Annotated in this window: 16 protein-coding genes; 1 reads left to right on the forward strand and 15 read right to left on the reverse strand. The window is 73.3% G+C overall.

Translation table 11 applies throughout. The features are described 5' to 3' along the window. Nucleotides 1–89: 89 nt before the first annotated feature. From IEZ06_RS11125 to IEZ06_RS11195, 15 genes are all read right to left on the reverse strand, one after another. Nucleotides 90–1,301 carry a hypothetical protein gene (locus IEZ06_RS11125; protein WP_189236601.1) on the reverse strand — a complete coding sequence of 404 codons (1,212 nt, stop codon included), beginning with the start codon at nt 1,299–1,301 and terminating at the stop codon, nt 90–92. Continuing rightward, the gene (locus tag IEZ06_RS11130; RefSeq protein ID WP_203871720.1) at nt 1,298–2,017 is read right to left on the reverse strand and encodes a VIT1/CCC1 transporter family protein; all 720 of its coding nucleotides are present in this window, start codon (nt 2,015–2,017) and stop codon (nt 1,298–1,300) included. The genes IEZ06_RS11125 and IEZ06_RS11130 overlap by 4 nt, the downstream gene beginning before the upstream one ends. Next, nucleotides 2,014–3,186, reverse strand: coding sequence for a prolipoprotein diacylglyceryl transferase (gene lgt, locus IEZ06_RS11135; protein WP_189236602.1), 1,173 nt, complete (start codon nt 3,184–3,186; stop codon nt 2,014–2,016). Before lgt ends, IEZ06_RS11130 begins: the two co-directional genes overlap by 4 nt. Nucleotides 3,187–3,212: 26 nt before the next feature. Then, nucleotides 3,213–3,962: a DsbA family protein gene (locus IEZ06_RS11140; protein WP_189236603.1), complete on the reverse strand. Its 750-nt coding sequence runs from the start codon at nt 3,960–3,962 to the stop codon at nt 3,213–3,215. Beyond that, a complete protein-coding gene (locus tag IEZ06_RS11145) occupies nt 3,962–4,534 on the reverse strand; it encodes a MauE/DoxX family redox-associated membrane protein (protein WP_229797953.1) in 573 nt (190 codons plus the stop codon). Before IEZ06_RS11145 ends, IEZ06_RS11140 begins: the two co-directional genes overlap by 1 nt. A 393-nt stretch (nt 4,535–4,927) precedes the next feature. Beyond that, nucleotides 4,928–5,722, reverse strand: coding sequence for a tryptophan synthase subunit alpha (gene trpA / locus IEZ06_RS11150; protein WP_189236605.1), 795 nt, complete (start codon nt 5,720–5,722; stop codon nt 4,928–4,930). 70 nt (nt 5,723–5,792) lie between these two features. After that, nucleotides 5,793–6,998: a tryptophan synthase subunit beta gene (gene trpB / locus IEZ06_RS11155; RefSeq protein ID WP_229797972.1), complete on the reverse strand. Its 1,206-nt coding sequence runs from the start codon at nt 6,996–6,998 to the stop codon at nt 5,793–5,795. Nucleotides 6,999–7,042: 44 nt separating this feature from the next. After that, nucleotides 7,043–7,852 carry an indole-3-glycerol phosphate synthase TrpC gene (gene trpC / locus IEZ06_RS11160; protein WP_068894115.1) on the reverse strand — a complete coding sequence of 270 codons (810 nt, stop codon included), beginning with the start codon at nt 7,850–7,852 and terminating at the stop codon, nt 7,043–7,045. A gap of 227 nt (nt 7,853–8,079) precedes the next feature. Continuing rightward, the gene (locus IEZ06_RS11165; RefSeq protein WP_189236607.1) at nt 8,080–8,508 is read right to left on the reverse strand and encodes a DUF2752 domain-containing protein; all 429 of its coding nucleotides are present in this window, start codon (nt 8,506–8,508) and stop codon (nt 8,080–8,082) included. Nucleotides 8,509–8,642: 134 nt separating this feature from the next. Then, the gene (locus tag IEZ06_RS11170) at nt 8,643–9,038 is read right to left on the reverse strand and encodes a DUF4190 domain-containing protein (protein WP_189236608.1); all 396 of its coding nucleotides are present in this window, start codon (nt 9,036–9,038) and stop codon (nt 8,643–8,645) included. Nucleotides 9,039–9,162: 124 nt separating this feature from the next. After that, nucleotides 9,163–9,900: a Trp biosynthesis-associated membrane protein gene (locus IEZ06_RS11175; RefSeq protein ID WP_189236609.1), complete on the reverse strand. Its 738-nt coding sequence runs from the start codon at nt 9,898–9,900 to the stop codon at nt 9,163–9,165. Next, nucleotides 9,897–10,244: a phosphoribosyl-AMP cyclohydrolase gene (gene hisI / locus IEZ06_RS11180; protein WP_189236610.1), complete on the reverse strand. Its 348-nt coding sequence runs from the start codon at nt 10,242–10,244 to the stop codon at nt 9,897–9,899. The genes IEZ06_RS11175 and hisI overlap by 4 nt, the downstream gene beginning before the upstream one ends. 112 nt (nt 10,245–10,356) lie before the next feature. Continuing rightward, on the reverse strand, nt 10,357–11,286 hold the full coding sequence (gene ppk2, locus IEZ06_RS11185; RefSeq protein ID WP_189236611.1) for a polyphosphate kinase 2: 930 nt from the start codon (nt 11,284–11,286) through the stop codon (nt 10,357–10,359). An 84-nt stretch (nt 11,287–11,370) separates the two neighbouring features. Then, nucleotides 11,371–13,170, reverse strand: coding sequence for an ABC transporter ATP-binding protein (locus tag IEZ06_RS11190; RefSeq protein WP_189236612.1), 1,800 nt, complete (start codon nt 13,168–13,170; stop codon nt 11,371–11,373). After that, on the reverse strand, nt 13,167–15,020 hold the full coding sequence (locus IEZ06_RS11195; RefSeq protein ID WP_189236714.1) for an ABC transporter ATP-binding protein: 1,854 nt from the start codon (nt 15,018–15,020) through the stop codon (nt 13,167–13,169). Before IEZ06_RS11195 ends, IEZ06_RS11190 begins: the two co-directional genes overlap by 4 nt. 175 nt (nt 15,021–15,195) lie before the next feature. On the opposite strand from IEZ06_RS11195, the gene IEZ06_RS11200 reads away from it, so the two are divergent. Further along, nucleotides 15,196–15,828 (forward strand): TIGR03085 family metal-binding protein, encoded by a 633-nt coding sequence (locus IEZ06_RS11200; protein ID WP_189236613.1) that lies wholly within the window; start codon nt 15,196–15,198, stop codon nt 15,826–15,828. Nucleotides 15,829–15,968: the final 140 nt, after the last annotated feature.

Consider the following 15,968-nt stretch of genomic DNA (forward strand, 5'->3'; position numbering starts at 1 on the left):
GGCGGGCCCGGCCGTTCGCCATGCCGGCGAGAGGCCGGCGCCACCGCGACCGCTGCGACGAGGGGCCGGGCCACCGCGACGACCCGCCGTCAGGAAGCAGGCGCCACCGCGACGACCCGCCGGAACACGGCCTTCTCCGCGCCCCTGACCGCCAGGGACAGGGAGACGAAGTCGTCCTTGGCGTCGGGTTCGGCGCCGTCCGCGCGCCCGATCCAGACCAGCCCGGCGTAGTGCCCCATGGCGTGGCCGCTGCCCTCGCTGTGCCCGTCCGCCGTGAAGAGCGGCCGGGCCGGATCCACCGGCCGGACCCAGCCGCCCCGGTGCAGGGTGGCCAGAGAACTCACCAGCCCGTCGGCGGAGGAGGCGTCCCGGAGCTTGAACAGGGTGTACTGGGCGACGTAGCGCCGGTCCGCGCTGGTGTAGGTCCCCCGCAGAGCCTGGGTGCACCCCGCCTGGGCCAGCCGGTCCGCCAGCGCCCGTCCCCACACCGCGTCGGCGCAGGCGGCGTCGAGCTTGGTGCCCGTCAGCCTCAGCGTGATCCGCCCCTCCGTCAGGGTCTTCTCGGCGAAGACGTCCTTCAGGGGCAGCAGCAGGGGGTCGGCCTTGCTCTGCGCGATCGGTGCGAACACCTTCGAGGAGGCCCAGCCCCGGTAGGCGGCGGGCCTGGGCTGGGACGCGGCGGTCCCGGTGTCGGCTGCGGGCGGCTCGGGCACGTAGTCGTTGCCGATGGCGGCGATCGCGAGCAGCAGCGCGCCGACGGCCGCCGCCGCGGCCGCCGTCCAGGCGCCGCCCAGCACCAGCTTCTGCTGGACGGGGCTCAGGCCCCAGGCCTCCAGCCGACCGAGGATCCCCTCCGGTTCCTCGGCGGAGTCGCGTCCCGGGGACGGCTTGGCGGACCGCTTCGCCGAGCGCCTCGCGGAGGCGCGCCGCCCGGAGGAGCGTTCGGCGGCGCCGGACTCGGCGGCACCGCCCGCTGCGGGGGCCCGCTCGCCCGCACCGCTCTCGGAGGCGGGGCGCTCAGGACCGAGAGCCGCCTCGGGGAAGCGCTCGGTGAAGGCCCGCCCGGCGGGGGCGGGCTCCGCGGGGACGCCTCCGGTGGCGGGGCGCCGCTCCGCCGGATAGGAACCGGCCGGGGAGTACGACCCGGCCGGCGGGAACGGCTCCCCCTGCGGGAACGCGATGGCCGGAGGGGACTGCTCCGCGGAAGGCGCCGGAGGGCGCTGCCCGGCGGGAGGGTGTTCGGCGGGGGCGCGGCGGCCGGAGGCGCGGCGGCGCTTGCGGCCGGGAGCCGGAGTCGTCACAGTGCCATCCCCCCCAGGAGGTTGCCCAGGCCGAACGTCAGCGCCGCGGCGACCGAGCCCACCGCGAACTGGCGCAGCCCGCTGTACCACCAGTTGCGCGCGGTGACCCGCGAGACCAGGACACCCGCGCCGAACAGGGCCAGGCAGGAGACCGCCGCCGAGGCCACCAGGCTGGTGACCCCCAGGAGGTACGGCAGGAGCGGCAGGAGCGCGCCCACGGTGAAGGCCAGGAACGACGAGACGGCGGCGACCCACGGTGACGGCAGGTCGTCCGGGACGACGCCCAGCTCGGCGCGGGTGTGCACCACCAACGCCCTGCCGGGGTCGCGTGAGACCTGCCGGGCCACCTGTGCGGCGAGATCGGGGGCGACCCCCTGCGCCTCGTACATCTGCGCGAGCTCCTCCTCCTCGGCCTCGGGATGGCGCTGGAGCTCGCGCCGCTCGACGTCGATCTCGGCGAGGGCGAGCTCCCGCTGGCTGGCCACGGAGACGTACTCCCCTCCCGCCATGGAGAACGCGCCCGCCGCCAGTCCGGCGATCCCGGCCAGGATGACGACCCCCGTGTCGTCGCTGCCGCCAGCCACCCCCGCGATGAGGGCGAAGTTGGAGACGAGCCCGTCCATCACGCCGAACACCGACGGCCGGAGCCAGCCGCCGTTGACGTCGCGGTGCTCGTGGTGGATCTCGGCGCGCTTGCGCGAGCCGTCGCCGCTCACGATTTCTCTTTCTCCCGGCCGGCCTCCCCGCCGGGCTCCCCGGCCGCCTCCTCGGCGGCGGTGCTGCCGGTGGTGGCGCTGCCGGTGGTGGCCGACGCCGCCGGGGATCTTTCGGGCTCCTGCGTCCCGCCGCTCTCCTCGTCCTCGTCGGCCTGGTCGGACGGGTGCGCCGGGTCGACCGGGTCCTCCGGATCGCCGGACCCGTCCCGCTCTCCGGGCGCCGCGGCCGCGGGATCGGCCCGCTCCACCGGATCATCGGCGGAACCCCCGTCCTCGTCGGCCTCGTCGGCCTGGTCGGACGGGTGCGCCGGCTCCCCACCGGTCACCGCGGCCTCCGCGCCCGCTCCGGTCCCGGTGCCCACCAGCTCCTCGCCGGTCCTGTTCCTGGCCCACCAGAAGTAGGCGAGCGCGGCGATGAACAGGACGATCGAGGTCCACTGGTTGAGCCGCAGGCCCAGGATGTGGTGGGCGGTGTCGACCCGCAGGCCCTCGATCCAGAAGCGGCCGACGGTGTAGCCCGCCACGTAGAGCGCGAACACCCGGCCGTGCCGGAGGGCGAACCTCCGGCCCGCCCAGATCAGCACGAGGGCCAGGCCCAGGTCCCAGATCGACTCGTACAGGAACGTGGGGTGGTAGGTGTCCTCGCCCGGCACCGTGCCCTGCTTGTCGGGGTCGATCTCCAGGCCCCACGGCAGGTCGGTGGGGCTGCCGAACAGCTCCTGGTTGAAGTAGTTGCCCCAGCGCCCGATGGCCTGGGCCACCGCGATGCCGGGGGCGACGGTGTCGGCCACGGCGGACAGGGAGATCCCCCGGCCGCGGCAGCCGAACCACACGCCCAGGGCGCCGAGCGCGACGGCGCCCCAGATGCCCAGCCCGCCCTTCCAGATGAACAGCGCCTCGATCGGCTCGTTGGGCGCGTCCGGCGCGAAGTAGAGCTGCCAGTCGGTGATGACGTGGTAGAGGCGCCCGCCGACCAGGCCGAACGGCACGGCCCAGACGGCGAGGTCCACCATCGTGCCGGGCTCGCCGCCACGGGCGCGCCAGCGGCGTTCGCTCATGATGACGGCGACGATGACGCCGAGCACGATGCACAGTGCGTAGGCCCGGATCGGGATTACGCCGAGGTGCCAGACCCCTTGGGAGGGGCTGGGAATCGAGGCGAGGGGCATGTCAGGTGACGTTACCGTGTCACGCGCTACTTGGCGGCATCGAGGATCGCCTGGCGCAGCTGCGACGGGTTGAACGCCTCGTTGCCGAGCGCCGTCCCGTTGAGCTTCAGCGTCGGCGTCCCCTGGATCTGCGCGCTCTCGATCTGCGCGTTCGAGTAGTCGGCGTGCGCCTTGGCGTGCTGCTGCGAGGTGACGCACTGCTCGAAGCCCGGGGCGGTGACCCCGGCCTCCTTGCCCCACTCGACCAGTTCGTCGGTCTTGAAGCCCTCGACCGTCTCCGGGGGCTGCTCCTCGAAGAGCTTGTCGTGGTAGGCCATCCACTGCCTGCCGTCGGGCACGCAGCGGGCCGCGGCCCCGGCGCGGACGGAGTTGTCCCGGACGACGCCCTCACCGAAGATCGTGATGGGGTGGTAGACCACCTTGACCTTGCCCTCGGCCGCCAGGTTCTTGACGGTCGGGCCGCTGGTCCTGTCCAGTTCCGCGCAGATCGGGCACTGGAAGTCCTCGTAGACGTCCAGCACCGGCTTGTCCACGCCGGCCTTGGCCATGACGACCGAACCGTCGCTCTGGACGGTGATCGGAGCCAGCGCCGTCGTGGTCTCCTCGGACTGACCGCTCTGGATGGAGTACCACCAGCCCGCCCCGACGGCGGCCAGCGCGACGACCACCACGGTCGCGATGGTCGTCATGCGCTTGCGCTGCTCCTGCTTCCGCTCCGCCTCGCGCTGCGCCTTGATCCGGTCACGGGCCGACTGGTCCCGTGCGGCCTTGCCCATCAGTGGTTCTCCTTCTGCAGGGGTTCGCCGTCGTCGCCCTCGATGCCGTCGCCCTCGGCGTCGTCTGCGTCGTCTGCGTCGTCGGTGTCATCGGTGTCATCGGTGTCGTACGAATCGGCCTCCCGCGCGGAGGTGACCCCGAGCACGGAGTCCAGCGCGAACCGGCCCGGCGGGAACCAGGCGATGACCACGCCGAGCGCGAACAGGCCGAAGTCCCGCAGGATGTCGACGAGGTAGCTGGGCTCCACGCCGGCCGCGAGCTGGCCGCCGCCGCCGAAGCAGCCGCAGTCGATCCGCAGCCCGCGCGCCCAGGCGGAGGCGATGCCGATCACGAAGGCCAGCATGAGCAGCGCGGAGATGACTCCCGCGGCCCGGGTGAGCAGCCCGACGACCAGCAGCACCCCGACGACGATCTCCATGATGGGCAGGCCGTAGCCGACCACCGTGGCGAGCGATTCCGGAAGCAGGTCGTACGCCTTGACCGCCTGGACCGACAGGACAGGCGTGCCGATCTTCCCCCAACCAGCGACGATCAGCACGCCTCCCAGCACGAGCCGCGAGGCGGTCGTCACCCAGGGTAGCGCCGAACGGACGGCACGCGGCCCTGGGGACGCGGTCTTGTCAGAAGTCACGAGCACCATCGTCTCCTATTCCCGGTTCCGCCGTGACGGTCCTCCACGGATCTTCCGGATGTCCCGAGAAAGCCCATCATGAGCTCCATAAGCACTGTATAAGTCCTGGACATCGCCTTGATCACGGGCCCTGCCCCGGGCATCTCCGGTCCGGGCCGGCGATCGGGACCCGGTGGGTCCAGGCGCCCCGGCCTCCCGTCCGGGAGGCGCCGGACGCGCTGCGCCGGACCAGGAGGTTCCGAGTACGCCGGTGCCGGACGAGCCGCGCCGGACACGGAAAAGCGGCCGTCCCGGCGGACGGCCGCTCTTGGGGGCCGGAGACTCCCGGACGGGTCAGGCGCGCACGCCCGCCGCGAGTTCGGCGCCGAGCTCGCGGACCGCCGCCAGACCCGAGGTCTCGTCGGCGGCGTCCAGGAGGCGGCGGATGAACGCCGAACCCACGATCACGCCGTCGGCGTAGGCCGCGACCTCCGCGGCCTGCCTGCCGTTGCCGACTCCCAGCCCCACGCAGACCGGCAGGTCGGTGTGGGCGCGGGTCCGCTCGACCAGGCCTTGCGCCGACGAGCTGACCGACTCGCGGGCACCGGTGACGCCCATCAGCGAGGCCGCGTAGACGAAGCCGGTGCAGCACTCGACGACGGCCTTGATGCGCGCGTCGGTGGAGCTGGGCGCGACCAGGAAGACGGTGTCGATCCCGGCGGCGGCACTGGCCTCCCGCCAGGGACCGGCCTCCTCCGGGGTCAGGTCCGGGGTGATGGTGCCCACGCCGCCCGCGCTCGCCAGGTCACGGGCGAACCGCTCGGCCCCGTAGCGGTCGATCGGGTTCCAGTAGGTCATGACGAGGGTGGCCGCACCGGTCTTGGCCACGCCCTCGACCGTGCGCAGCACGTCGGCGATGCGGGTGCCGTTGCTCAGCGCCCGGTGCACCGCGTCCTGGATGGTCGGACCGTCCATGAGCGGGTCGGAGTAGGGCAGGCCGATCTCGATCACGTCGCAGCCCGCCTCCACCATGGCGGTGGCGGCCGCGATCGCGCCGTCCTTCGTCGGGAATCCGGCGGGGAGGTATCCGACGAGGGCTGCGCGGTCGTCCGCCTTCGCCTTGGCGAACACCGTCTGGAGAGTCGTCATGTTGGGTTCCGTTGCGGATCGGGGCCTTGGGCCCCCTCCGGACCTGGCCGGAGGGGAGGCGAGGCGGTCGTCAGAGGTCGAAGTACTTCATGGCGGTGCCCATGTCCTTGTCGCCGCGGCCCGAGAGGTTGACCAGGATGGTCGCCTCGGGACCCAGCTCGCGGCCGAGCTTGAGGGCCCCGGCCAGGGCGTGGGAGGACTCGATCGCCGGGATGATGCCCTCGGTGCGGGCCAGGAGCGCGAAGGCCTCCATCGCCTCGGCGTCGGTGACGCCGTGGTAGACGGCGCGCCCGCTGTCCTTCAGCCAGGCGTGCTCGGGGCCGACGCCGGGATAGTCGAGCCCGGCGGAGATCGAGTGCGACTCGATCGTCTGCCCCTCCTCGTCCTGCAGGACGTAGGTGCGCGAGCCGTGCAGCACGCCGACCGAGCCCTCGGTGAGCGTGAGCGCGTGCTCGCCGGTCTCCAGGCCCCGGCCTCCGGCCTCGTAGCCGTGCAGCGCGACGCCGGAGTCCTCGATGAAGGCGTGGAAGATGCCGATCGCGTTCGAGCCGCCGCCGACGGCCGCGCAGACGGCGTCCGGCAGGGCGCCGGTCAGCTCCAGCATCTGGCGGCGGGCCTCGACCCCGATGATGCGGGCGAAGTCGCGCACGATCTCGGGGAACGGGTGCGGCCCGGCGATCGTGCCGAACAGGTAGTGGGTGCGGTCGACGTTGGTGACCCAGTCGCGGAACGCCTCGTTGATCGCGTCCTTGAGGGTCTGGCTGCCGTTGGTGACCGGGACGACCGTGGCACCGAGCAGCTTCATCCGCGCCACGTTCAGCGCCTGGCGCTCGCAGTCGACGGCGCCCATGTAGATGACGCACTCCAGGCCCATCAGGGCGGCGGCGGTCGCGGTGGCGACGCCGTGCTGACCGGCACCGGTCTCGGCGATCACCCGTGTCTTGCCCAGGCGCTTGGTGAGCAGGGCCTGGCCGAGCACATTGTTGATCTTGTGTGCGCCGGTGTGGGTCAGGTCCTCGCGCTTGAGGATGATCCGGGCGCCGCCCGCCTGCTCGGCGAAGCGCGGCACCTCGGTGAGGGTGGTCGGCCGTCCGGCGTAGGTGCGCAGCAGATGGTCGAACTCGCGCAGGAATGCGGGGTCGTTCCTCGCCCGGTCGTACTCGGCGGCGACCTCGTCCAGCGCCGGGATGAGCGCCTCGGGCACGTAGCGGCCGCCGAAGATGCCGAACTTGCCCTGGGCGTCCGGGTCGTCGCCGTGGACGCCGTGGCCTGCCAGGTCCGCCGCGGTGAGGATGGGCTCTTGCGTCGCTGTCACTTGTCTTACTGCCCCTCGGGTCGGGATGCGGGGTGGGCTCCGGCGGTGACCAGGTCCACGACGGCGGCCCGGGGGTCCTTGCCGGTCACCAGGCTCTCCCCGACCAGGACGGCGTCGGCGCCGGCCCGGGCGTAGGCGAGCAGGTCGTGGGGGCCGCGCACACCCGATTCGGCGATCTTGATGATGCCGTCGGGGATCTCCGGCGCCAGCTTGGCGAACACCTCTCGGTCGACCTCGAGGGTCTTGAGGTTGCGCGCGTTGATGCCGATGATCCGGGCTCCGGCGTCCAGCGCCCGGTCGAGCTCCTCGGCGGTGTGCACCTCCACCAGCGGGGCCAGCCCGATCGACTCGGCCCGCTCGATGAGGGAGACCAGTGCGTTCTGGTCCAGCGCGGCCACGATCAGCAGCGCCAGGTCGGCACCGTGGGCGCGGGCCTCCCAGAGCTGGTAGGAGGTGACGATGAAGTCCTTGCGCAGCACCGGGATGTCGACGACGGCGCGCACCGCGGCCAGGTCGTCGAGGCTGCCGCCGAAGCGGCGCTTCTCGGTCAGCACGCTGATGACGTGCGCGCCGCCGGCCTCGTAGTCGGCGGCCAGGGCGGCCGGGTCGGCGATCGCGGCCAGCGCGCCCTTCGAGGGGCTGGAGCGCTTCACCTCCGCGATGACGGCCACCTGGTCCCCGCCGAGCGCCTTGTAGGCGTCGCGGGGCGCCGGCGCCCGCTCGGCCCGCGCCTTGAGCTCGGACAGGGCCACGGCCTGCTGCCGCTCGGCCAGATCGGCGCGGACGCCGTCGATGATCTCGTCCAGAACGCTCATGAGGCCTCCCCGTGAAGCCCGGAGGCCACGTTCGTGATCATCCCTGCACCCGTGGTCCGCTGGCTCACCGGGCCTCCTCCGTCGCCCTCGTTCGCAAGCTGCTGCGTCTGGTGGTTCGCTCGCTCCGCTCGCTCACGGGTCAGGTCCCTCCCGATCGATTGCCCTTGTCCTGCCGATGCTATCGGCCTTGCCGAGGTCACCCCGCCACTGGGTGACGGGCGTGGTCGCTATGGCGCCAGGAAGTCCCCGAAAGGCAGATTTCGTCCTATCCAAAAAACGATCATCACGCCGAGCAGCCACCACGCGTGCGCGGGACGGAGCCGCCCGGCGTCGAACGGCAGGCCCTGCCAGGACCGCACCGCCCAGCGCGCCCAGAGCGCGGCCAGGAGCGGCACCGCGGCCACGAGGAGCGGGTTGAGGCCGAGGGCCGCGGCGGGATCGCCGTGGGCGAGCGCGTGCACGGCCCGCAGGCCGCCGCAGCCGGGGCAGTAGAGCCCCGTCAGCACCAGGAAGGGGCAGGAGGGGTAGTGGCCGGGCTCGTTCGGGTCGACCGCGCCCACCAGGGCGACCGCGGTCCCCGCCGCCAGCGCCGCGCCCAGGGGCGCCGCCAGGGCCCGCGCTCCGGACCGCCTCGCGCCCGCCGTCTCCTCCGTCACCCCGCCCCGGCCTCCCCGCCGTCCCGGCCCGCCCGGGTCCTCCGCCGGTGGCCGTCCGTCACCCGGTCACGATACTCAACGCGCACGGGGACGCCCGTCAGCACACGCGGGTGTCCGTACACGGGGGTGTTCCGTCAGAGGCCGTAACCCGAGGTTGCGGCGACTCCCAGCCCCCACCAGCCGAGCATCAGCGCGAAGGCGAGCAGGAGGAGCCACCCGGCGATGCCGAAATAGGACAGGATCAGGCCGGCGATGCCCAGGCCGCGCCCCTCCTCGCCCGTCCGCTTGATCTGGTTCAGCGAGACGTGCCCGAGCACGATGCCCACGAGCGAGGTGACGCCGCAGGTGAAGAGCCCGATGATGCCCATGATCAGCGAGGCGATGGCCATGCCGTTGTTCCCGCGGGGCGGAGGCGGTCCGCCGTAGCCGTAGGGGTCGTAGCCTCCTCCGGGCGGCGGTCCGCCGTAGCCGCCGGGAGGCCCGTATCCTCCGGGGGGTCCGTAACCGCCCGACTGATTCCCGTAGCTCATGAATCACTCCCATTTATCCGAGTTGCGGGCGGCAGCCTAGCGACAACGTACCTGTTCCAGGCCGGTACGGCCGTCCTGTGGGCAAGTTGTGATCCGGTGATCGGGACGATCCGGACGGCCCGGGTCAGCGCTCCCCGCGCACGGGCTCGCCGGCCGGGTCCCGGCCGGCGCCGGCGGACGGTCCCCCGACCGGGTCCCCGGACGCCTCGTCGGCCGGGTCGCCGGACGGGCCACCGAACCGGCCGTCCGCAGGATCGCCGGCCGGGTCGGCGGTCGGGTCGGCCCCGCGGTCGATCGCGTCCCACAGCGCCCGCTCGGTGACCGGGCCCGCGGCGGGGTCCGCCGTACCGGGCGCCGGGCGGTCGTACCGGCCGGACATACCGGGCCAGCCGGGCCCTCGCAGCGCGGCCGCCACGCCGGCGACCAGCAGCACCAGCCCGCCCGCCGCCGCGACCGCGGGCCATGCCCAGCGGACCGCGAAGGCGTCGAGGGCGATGTCGCCTCCCGCGGCCGCGGCCCTGGCCAGGTTCGCCTCCATCGCCGCGGCCAGCGCGCCGCGACCGGTCCCGTCCCGGACACCGGCGAGCACGCCCAGCCCGCAGAGCGCGATCACCGCGCCGACCGCCCGGCGCGCCCGGCCGCTCGTGGCGAGCACGGCGACCACCGCCGCGAGCGCGGCCAGCGCCACCGGACTCAGGAAGGGCACGATCCCGGAGCCCGTCAGGACGGGCGGCCCGGAGCCCTCCGCCCCGGCCCCGCCGGAACCGAGCACGGCCCACTCGCGCCCGGCGGCCAGCAGCACCGCCCCGGCCCCGGCCGCGCAGGCCGGCACCCAGGTCCACAGCTCCCGCCCGGCGTTCACGCCGGGGCCACCGTCAGCTCGTCCGCGTCGAAGCAGGTGCGGTCGCCGGTGTGGCACGCCGCGCCCACCTGGTCGACCTTGAGCAGGATCGTGTCCCCGTCGCAGTCCAGGGCCGCGGACTTGACGTGCTGGACGTGGCCGGAGGTGTCGCCCTTGACCCAGTAGGAACCGCGGCTGCGCGACCAGTAGGTGGCCCGGCCGGTGGTGAGCGTGCGGTGCAGGGCCTCGTCGTCCATCCAGGCGAGCATCAGCACCTCGCCGGTGTCGTACTGCTGGACGACGGCGGGCACCAGCCCGTCGGCGGTGCGCTTCAGCCGGGCGGCGATGGCGGGGTCAAGGGACATGCGGCAATTGTGCCGCAGCCGGGAGCGTGCGGCGGCCCGCACGCTCCCGGCGGACGGCCCGTCCGCCGTGCCGGGGCGGCCGGCCGCCCGCCCGCCGGGGCGGGGCGTCCGCCTAGCGCACGCGGTCGTCGTCCAGCACGTCGGCGGCCTTGACCACGATCTTCGGGTCGGGGGTCCCGACGATCTCGTGGTCCTTGTTCTCGTACTCGAACAGGCTCAGCACGTGCCGCATGGCCTCGATCCTGGCCCGCTTCTTGTCGTTGCTCTTGACCACCGTCCACGGCGCCTCGTCCGTGTCGGTGTGCAGGAACATGTCCTCCTTGGCCTCGGTGTACTCGTCCCACTTGTCCAGCGACTCCAGGTCCATCGGCGAGAGCTTCCACTGCCGGACCGGGTCGACCTGGCGGATCAGGAAGCGGGTCCGCTGCTCCTTGCGCGACACCGAGAACCAGAACTTCACCAGGTGGACGCCGTCGCGGACCAGCATGCGCTCCAGCTCGGGGGCCTGCCGCATGAACTCCAGATACTGCTCCGGGGTCGCGAAGCCCATCACCCGCTCCACCCCGGCGCGGTTGTACCAGGAGCGGTCGAAGAAGACCATCTCCCCCGCGGCGGGCAGGTGGGCGACGTAGCGCTGGAAGTACCACTGGGTGCTCTCACGCTCGCTGGGCTTCTCCAGCGCGACCACGCGCGCGCCGCGCGGGTTGAGGTGCTCCATGAACCGCTTGATCGTGCCGCCCTTGCCCGCCGCGTCGCGCCCCTCGAACAGGACCACCAGCCGGCCGCCGGTGTCCTTGATCCAGTACTGCAGCTTGAGCAGCTCGATCTGGAGCAGCCGTTTGACCCGGTCGTACTCGTCCCGGGTCATGCGCTCGTCGTAGGGGTAGTGCTCCCGCCAGGTGTCCACGGGACTGCCGTCCCGCCTCTTCAGCACGGGGTCGTCGTCGTCATCGTCGTCGACCAGGAAGTCGTCCAGGTCGTCCGTCAGATCACTTTCGGCCACGGCCGAGCGCACTCCCGGGGGCAGCAGGTTCGCGTCCATACCCGCCCTCTGCCACCAGAAGCACGCTTTAACCCTGAGATATGTCCCTTTTGTGAGGATTTCTTCCGTTGGCCGCCCGCCGGTTCACGACCGGGCGGCCGACACCCAGGACGCGTGCAGGTCGGCGTAGACCCCGGGCCGCGCCACCAGCTCGGCGTGCGGCCCGCGCTGGACGATCCGGCCCCGGTCGAAGACCAGCACCTCGTCGGCCGCCTCCGCGGTGGACAGCCGGTGCGCGATGGAGACCGCGGTACGGCCCCGCGTGACCCCCTCCAATGCGCGGGCCAGCCGTACCTCCGTCGCCGGGTCCACCGCGGAGGTGGCCTCGTCCAGCAGGAGCAGGTCGGGGTCGGCGAGGTAGGCGCGGGCCAGCGCGACGAGCTGACGCTCGCCCGCCGAGAGCGACTCACCGCGCTGGCCGACCGGGGTGGACAGGCCCGCGGGCAGTCCTTCGAGCCAGTCGGCCAGGCCCAGCTCGGTCAGGGCCAGCCCGACCTCCTCGTCGGTCGCCGACGGGCGGCCGAAGCGGATGTTGTCGGCCAGCGTGCCGTCGAACAGGAAGCCGTCCTGCGGGACCATGACGATCCGCTCGCGCAGCGAGGAGAAGCGCACCCTCCGCAGGTCCTCGCCGTCCACGGTCACCCGCCCGGAGACGGGGTCCATCAGCCGGGTGAGCAGTTTGGCGAAGGTCGTCTTGCCGGAGCCGGTCTCCCCCACCACCGCGATCCGCGAGCGCGGCGGGATGTCGACCGAGACGTCGCTCAGCACCGCGGGCCCGCCGGGGTAGGCGAAGCCGACCTCCTGGAAGGAGACGGAGATGGGCCCGCGCGGCAGGCCGACGCCGTCCTCACCCGGATCGGCGACGTCGGGCGGGGTGTCGAGCACGCCCAGGATCCGCCGCCAGCCGGCGATCGCGTTCTGCGCCTCGTTGAGCACCTCGGTCGCGATCTGCAACGGGGAGATGAACAACGTGATCAGGAAGAGGAAGGCGACCAGCCGCCCCTCGGAGATGTCCCCGTCCACGCCGAGCCGCACGCCGAGCAGCACCACTCCGGCCACCGCCACGGCGGCCATGATCTCGGTCAGCGGGAAGACGGTCGCGACGATCTTCTGGGTGCGGGCCTGGGCGGTCTTGTTGGCCTCGATCGCGGTGTCCAGCCGCTCGGCCGTGCGGGCCTCGGCGCCGTAGGCGCGGATCACCGCCGCGCCGACGACCGACTCGCCGACCGCGGAGAGCATGTCACCGGTCCGCTCGCGGACGCGGGTGTAGGCGGCCGACAGCCACCGCTGGAAGCGCGGCATCGCGGCCATGAGCGGCAGGAAGCAGAGCCAGACCAGCAGCCCGAGCTGCCAGGAGTAGACGAACATCAGCACGCTGGCCACGAGCAGCTGGCCCAGCGCGACGATGATCATCAGACCGCCCCACTGCATGAAGGCGCTGATCTGGTCGACGTCCCCGGTGACCCGCGAGACCAGCGCGCCGCGCCGCTCGGAGTTCTGGGTGAGCACCGACAGGTCGTGCACGTGCCGGAAGCCGCGCACCCGGAGCGTGGCCAGCGAGGACTCGGTCGCCTTGTAGAGGCGGACGTTCATCAGGTAGCCGCAGAACGCGGTGAGCAGCACCGCCGCGGCGCAGACCGCCACGACGGCGCGGATGTACGCCACGTCGGGCACGGGGCCCTCCAGGCCCCTGTCCATGGTCTGCTGCACGGCGATCGGCACGATCACCTTGCCGACCGTGGCGAGCACCGCCAGGGCGAACGTGCCGGCCAGCCCCTTGCGGATCTCGGGAGTGAGGGACAGGCCGTGCCGCACGGTCGCGATCGCGGACCTCTCGACGCCCCGCAGGCCCTGGGTCACGGGGGGCTCCTGGAGTGTCGTCACGCGCTGATCTCCTCGTCGGTGCTGATCTCGTCGGCGCCGAGGTCCCCGCCGGACCTCCCGGCGGCCTCCCCGCCGGTCTCCTCGTCGGCGCCGAGCGCCTCCCGCTCGGCCTCCTCGCGCTCGTAGGCGGTGACCAGGTTGCGGTATCCCTCGCAGCGGGCCAGCAGCTCGTCGTGCGGGCCGCGGTCGACGACGCGGCCGTGCTCGAGGTAGACGACCTCGTCGGCCAGGGCGATGGTGGCCATCCGGTAGGCCACGACCACCACGGTCGAGGCCGCGGACGTGGCGGCGGCGTCCCGCAGGCCGTACAGGATCTTCGCCTCCACCTGGGGGTCGACGCTGGAGGTCGCGTCGTCCAGGACGAGCAGCCGCGGGCGGCGGACCAGCGCGCGGGCCAGCGCCAGGCGCTGGCGCTGGCCGCCCGACAGGGTGGTGCCGCGCTCTCCGACCTTGGTGTCGAGCCCGGCGGGCAGGGCGCTGACGAAGCCCTCGGCCTGGGCCAGGCGCAGCGCCGCCCAGACCTCCTGGTCGTCGACCGGCAGCCCCAGGGTGATGTTGCCGCGGACCGTGTCGTCGAACAGGAACGTCTGCTGCGGCACCAGCGCCACCACGTCGCTGACCGCGCCGCGCGCCGCCTCGCGCAGGTCCGTGCCGTCGACGAGCACGGCGCCCTGGGCCGGGTCGACGAGCCGGACGAAGGTCTGCACGAGCGTGGACTTGCCGGAGCCGGTGGGCCCGACCAGGGCGGTCGTACGGCCCGGCTCGACCTCGAAGCCCACCCCCGACAGGACCGGGACGTCCCCGTAGGCGTAGCCGAGGCCGCGCACCTCCAGCCGGGCCGGGCCGTCCCCGGCCAGGGCGGCGGTGCCGTACTCCATGGAACCGGTGGCCGTCAGCACCTCCTGGACCCGCTCGTAGCCGACGACGGCGCGGGGCAGCTCGGCGAGCACCCAGCCGAGGGCGCGGATCGGGAAGGCCAGCAGGGTGAACAGGTAGGCGACCTGGACCAGGGTCCCGGCGGTGATCGCACCGCCCTCCAGCCGGGCCGCGCCGACCAGCAGCACGGCCAGCACGCCGAGGGTGGGCAGGGCCTCCAGCATCGGGTCGAACAGGCCCCGCACGCGCCCCACCGCGACGTTGGCGTCGCGCAGCTGCTCGGCCCTGGCCCGGAACCTGGCGGTCTCGGCGTCCTCCCGGCCGAGGGTCTTGACGACCAGCGCCCCGTCGAAGCTCTCGTGCGCGATCTCGCTGACCTCGGCGCGCAGCTGCTGGGCACGGGTGGCCAACGGGCTGAGCCTGCGCTGGTAGACGAGGTTGAGCAGGGCGACGGCCGGGAAGACCAGGAAGCCGACGAGGGCGAGCGGCAGGTCGGTCAGGACGAGCGCGACCGCGGCGGTGGCCAGCATGACGACCACGCCGACGGCCATCGGCAGCGGGGCCAGCGGAGCCCAGGCGGCCTCGGCGTCGGCGCTGGCGTTGGAGAGCAGCTGGCCGGTCGGGTGCCGGTGGTGCCAGGCCAGCGGGAGCCTGAGGTACTGGCGGGTGACGTCCCGCCGGGAGCGGGCCTGCATGCGGTATTGCATGACGCCGGCGAAGAACCTGCGGCCGGCCACGCCCAGCGCCTTGAGCAGCGCGGTGCCGACGATGAGGAGCACGCCCGCCACGAGCGTGCCGGTGGCGACCTCGCCCTGGCGGAACGCGGGCAGCACGATGTTCTCGGTGGCCCAGCCCAGTGCCCACGCCGACGCGACCGTCATCGCGCCGTAGACGGAACTGGCCAGCACCGCGGCCGTGAAGACCGCCTTCTCCGCTCGGATGGCCACCCCCAGAACGCGGAGCCCTTTGCGCATGACGGCGGACGTCACCTTGCTCGCCACTCGGAGGGTGTCCTTTCACCGGAGATGTCGTTGCCTATGTGAGTATCACTCCGGACCGACACGTTATTCCCGCCGCGGCCGCTTCTTCATGATCGACGGAGCGGCTCCCCAGCGGTTGCTCGCGCAACGGCCTTGTTAGGATCCCAGGATGAACCACGCCCGCTCCGAACGCGCCGAGCTCAGCGACCTGCTCGTCCGGCTCGGCCCGGACGCCCCCACGCTCTGCGAGGGCTGGACCGCCTTCGACCTCGCCGCCCACCTCGTGCTGCGGGAGCGCCGCCTCGACGCCGCCCCCGGCATCGCCCTGGCCCCGCTGGCGGGATACACCGCCCGGGTGCAGGAGTCGCTCAAGGCCGGCCGCGGCTTCGGCGGGCTGGTCGAGCTCGTCCGCTCCGGCCCCGGCGGCGTCTACGGGCTGGTCCCCGGTCTGGACGCCGCCGTGAACACCATGGAGATGTTCGTCCACCACGAGGACCTGCGCCGGGCGCAGCGCGTGTGGGAGCCCCGCGAGCTCCCCGCCGACCTGGAGGAGCTGTTCTGGAAGCGGGTCCGGGCCGGCCGGGGGCTGTTCCTGCGCAAGGCCCCGGTCGGCGTCGTCCTGCACCGGATCGGCGGCGGCGTCGCCCTCGGCGGCGCCAAGGAGGGCCCGAAGGTCGAGGTGACCGGCCCGGCGAGCGAGCTGCTGCTGTTCTGCTTCGGCAGGCAGGCCCACGCCAGGGTCGGCCTCAACGGCGACGAGGGTTCCGTGGCCCGCCTGATGGACGCCTCCCTGGGCGTCTGAGCGGCCTCCCCGGACCCCGCAGCCGGGACCCGGAGCCACCGGGTGCCGGAGCCGGACCCCGCCCCTGCCGGGACCCGCGGGCCCGGTGCCGTTCCGGGCCGCCGGGCCCGCTGTCCGGAACCGGACGGCCGGCCGGCCCC

Source organism: Planomonospora antibiotica (assembly GCF_014647955.1).
Taxonomy (GTDB): Bacteria; Actinomycetota; Actinomycetes; order Streptosporangiales; family Streptosporangiaceae; genus Planomonospora; species Planomonospora parontospora.

What these genes read in the sequence shown, in the direction of transcription:
- trpC (WP_068894115.1), bottom strand. Translation starts at nt 7,852, where the DNA reads ATGAGCGTTCTGGACGAGATCATCGACGGCGTCCGCGCCGATCTGGCC.
- trpA (WP_189236605.1), bottom strand. Translation starts at nt 5,722, where the DNA reads ATGACGACTCTCCAGACGGTGTTCGCCAAGGCGAAGGCGGACGACCGC.
- hisI (WP_189236610.1), bottom strand. Translation starts at nt 10,244, where the DNA reads ATGTCCCTTGACCCCGCCATCGCCGCCCGGCTGAAGCGCACCGCCGAC.
- IEZ06_RS11140 (WP_189236603.1), bottom strand. Translation starts at nt 3,962, where the DNA reads ATGGGCAAGGCCGCACGGGACCAGTCGGCCCGTGACCGGATCAAGGCG.
- IEZ06_RS11170 (WP_189236608.1), bottom strand. Translation starts at nt 9,038, where the DNA reads ATGAGCTACGGGAATCAGTCGGGCGGTTACGGACCCCCCGGAGGATAC.
- IEZ06_RS11195 (WP_189236714.1), bottom strand. Translation starts at nt 15,020, where the DNA reads ATGCGCAAAGGGCTCCGCGTTCTGGGGGTGGCCATCCGAGCGGAGAAG.
- lgt (WP_189236602.1), bottom strand. Translation starts at nt 3,186, where the DNA reads ATGCCCCTCGCCTCGATTCCCAGCCCCTCCCAAGGGGTCTGGCACCTC.
- IEZ06_RS11200 (WP_189236613.1), top strand. Translation starts at nt 15,196, where the DNA reads ATGAACCACGCCCGCTCCGAACGCGCCGAGCTCAGCGACCTGCTCGTC.
- ppk2 (WP_189236611.1), bottom strand. Translation starts at nt 11,286, where the DNA reads ATGGACGCGAACCTGCTGCCCCCGGGAGTGCGCTCGGCCGTGGCCGAA.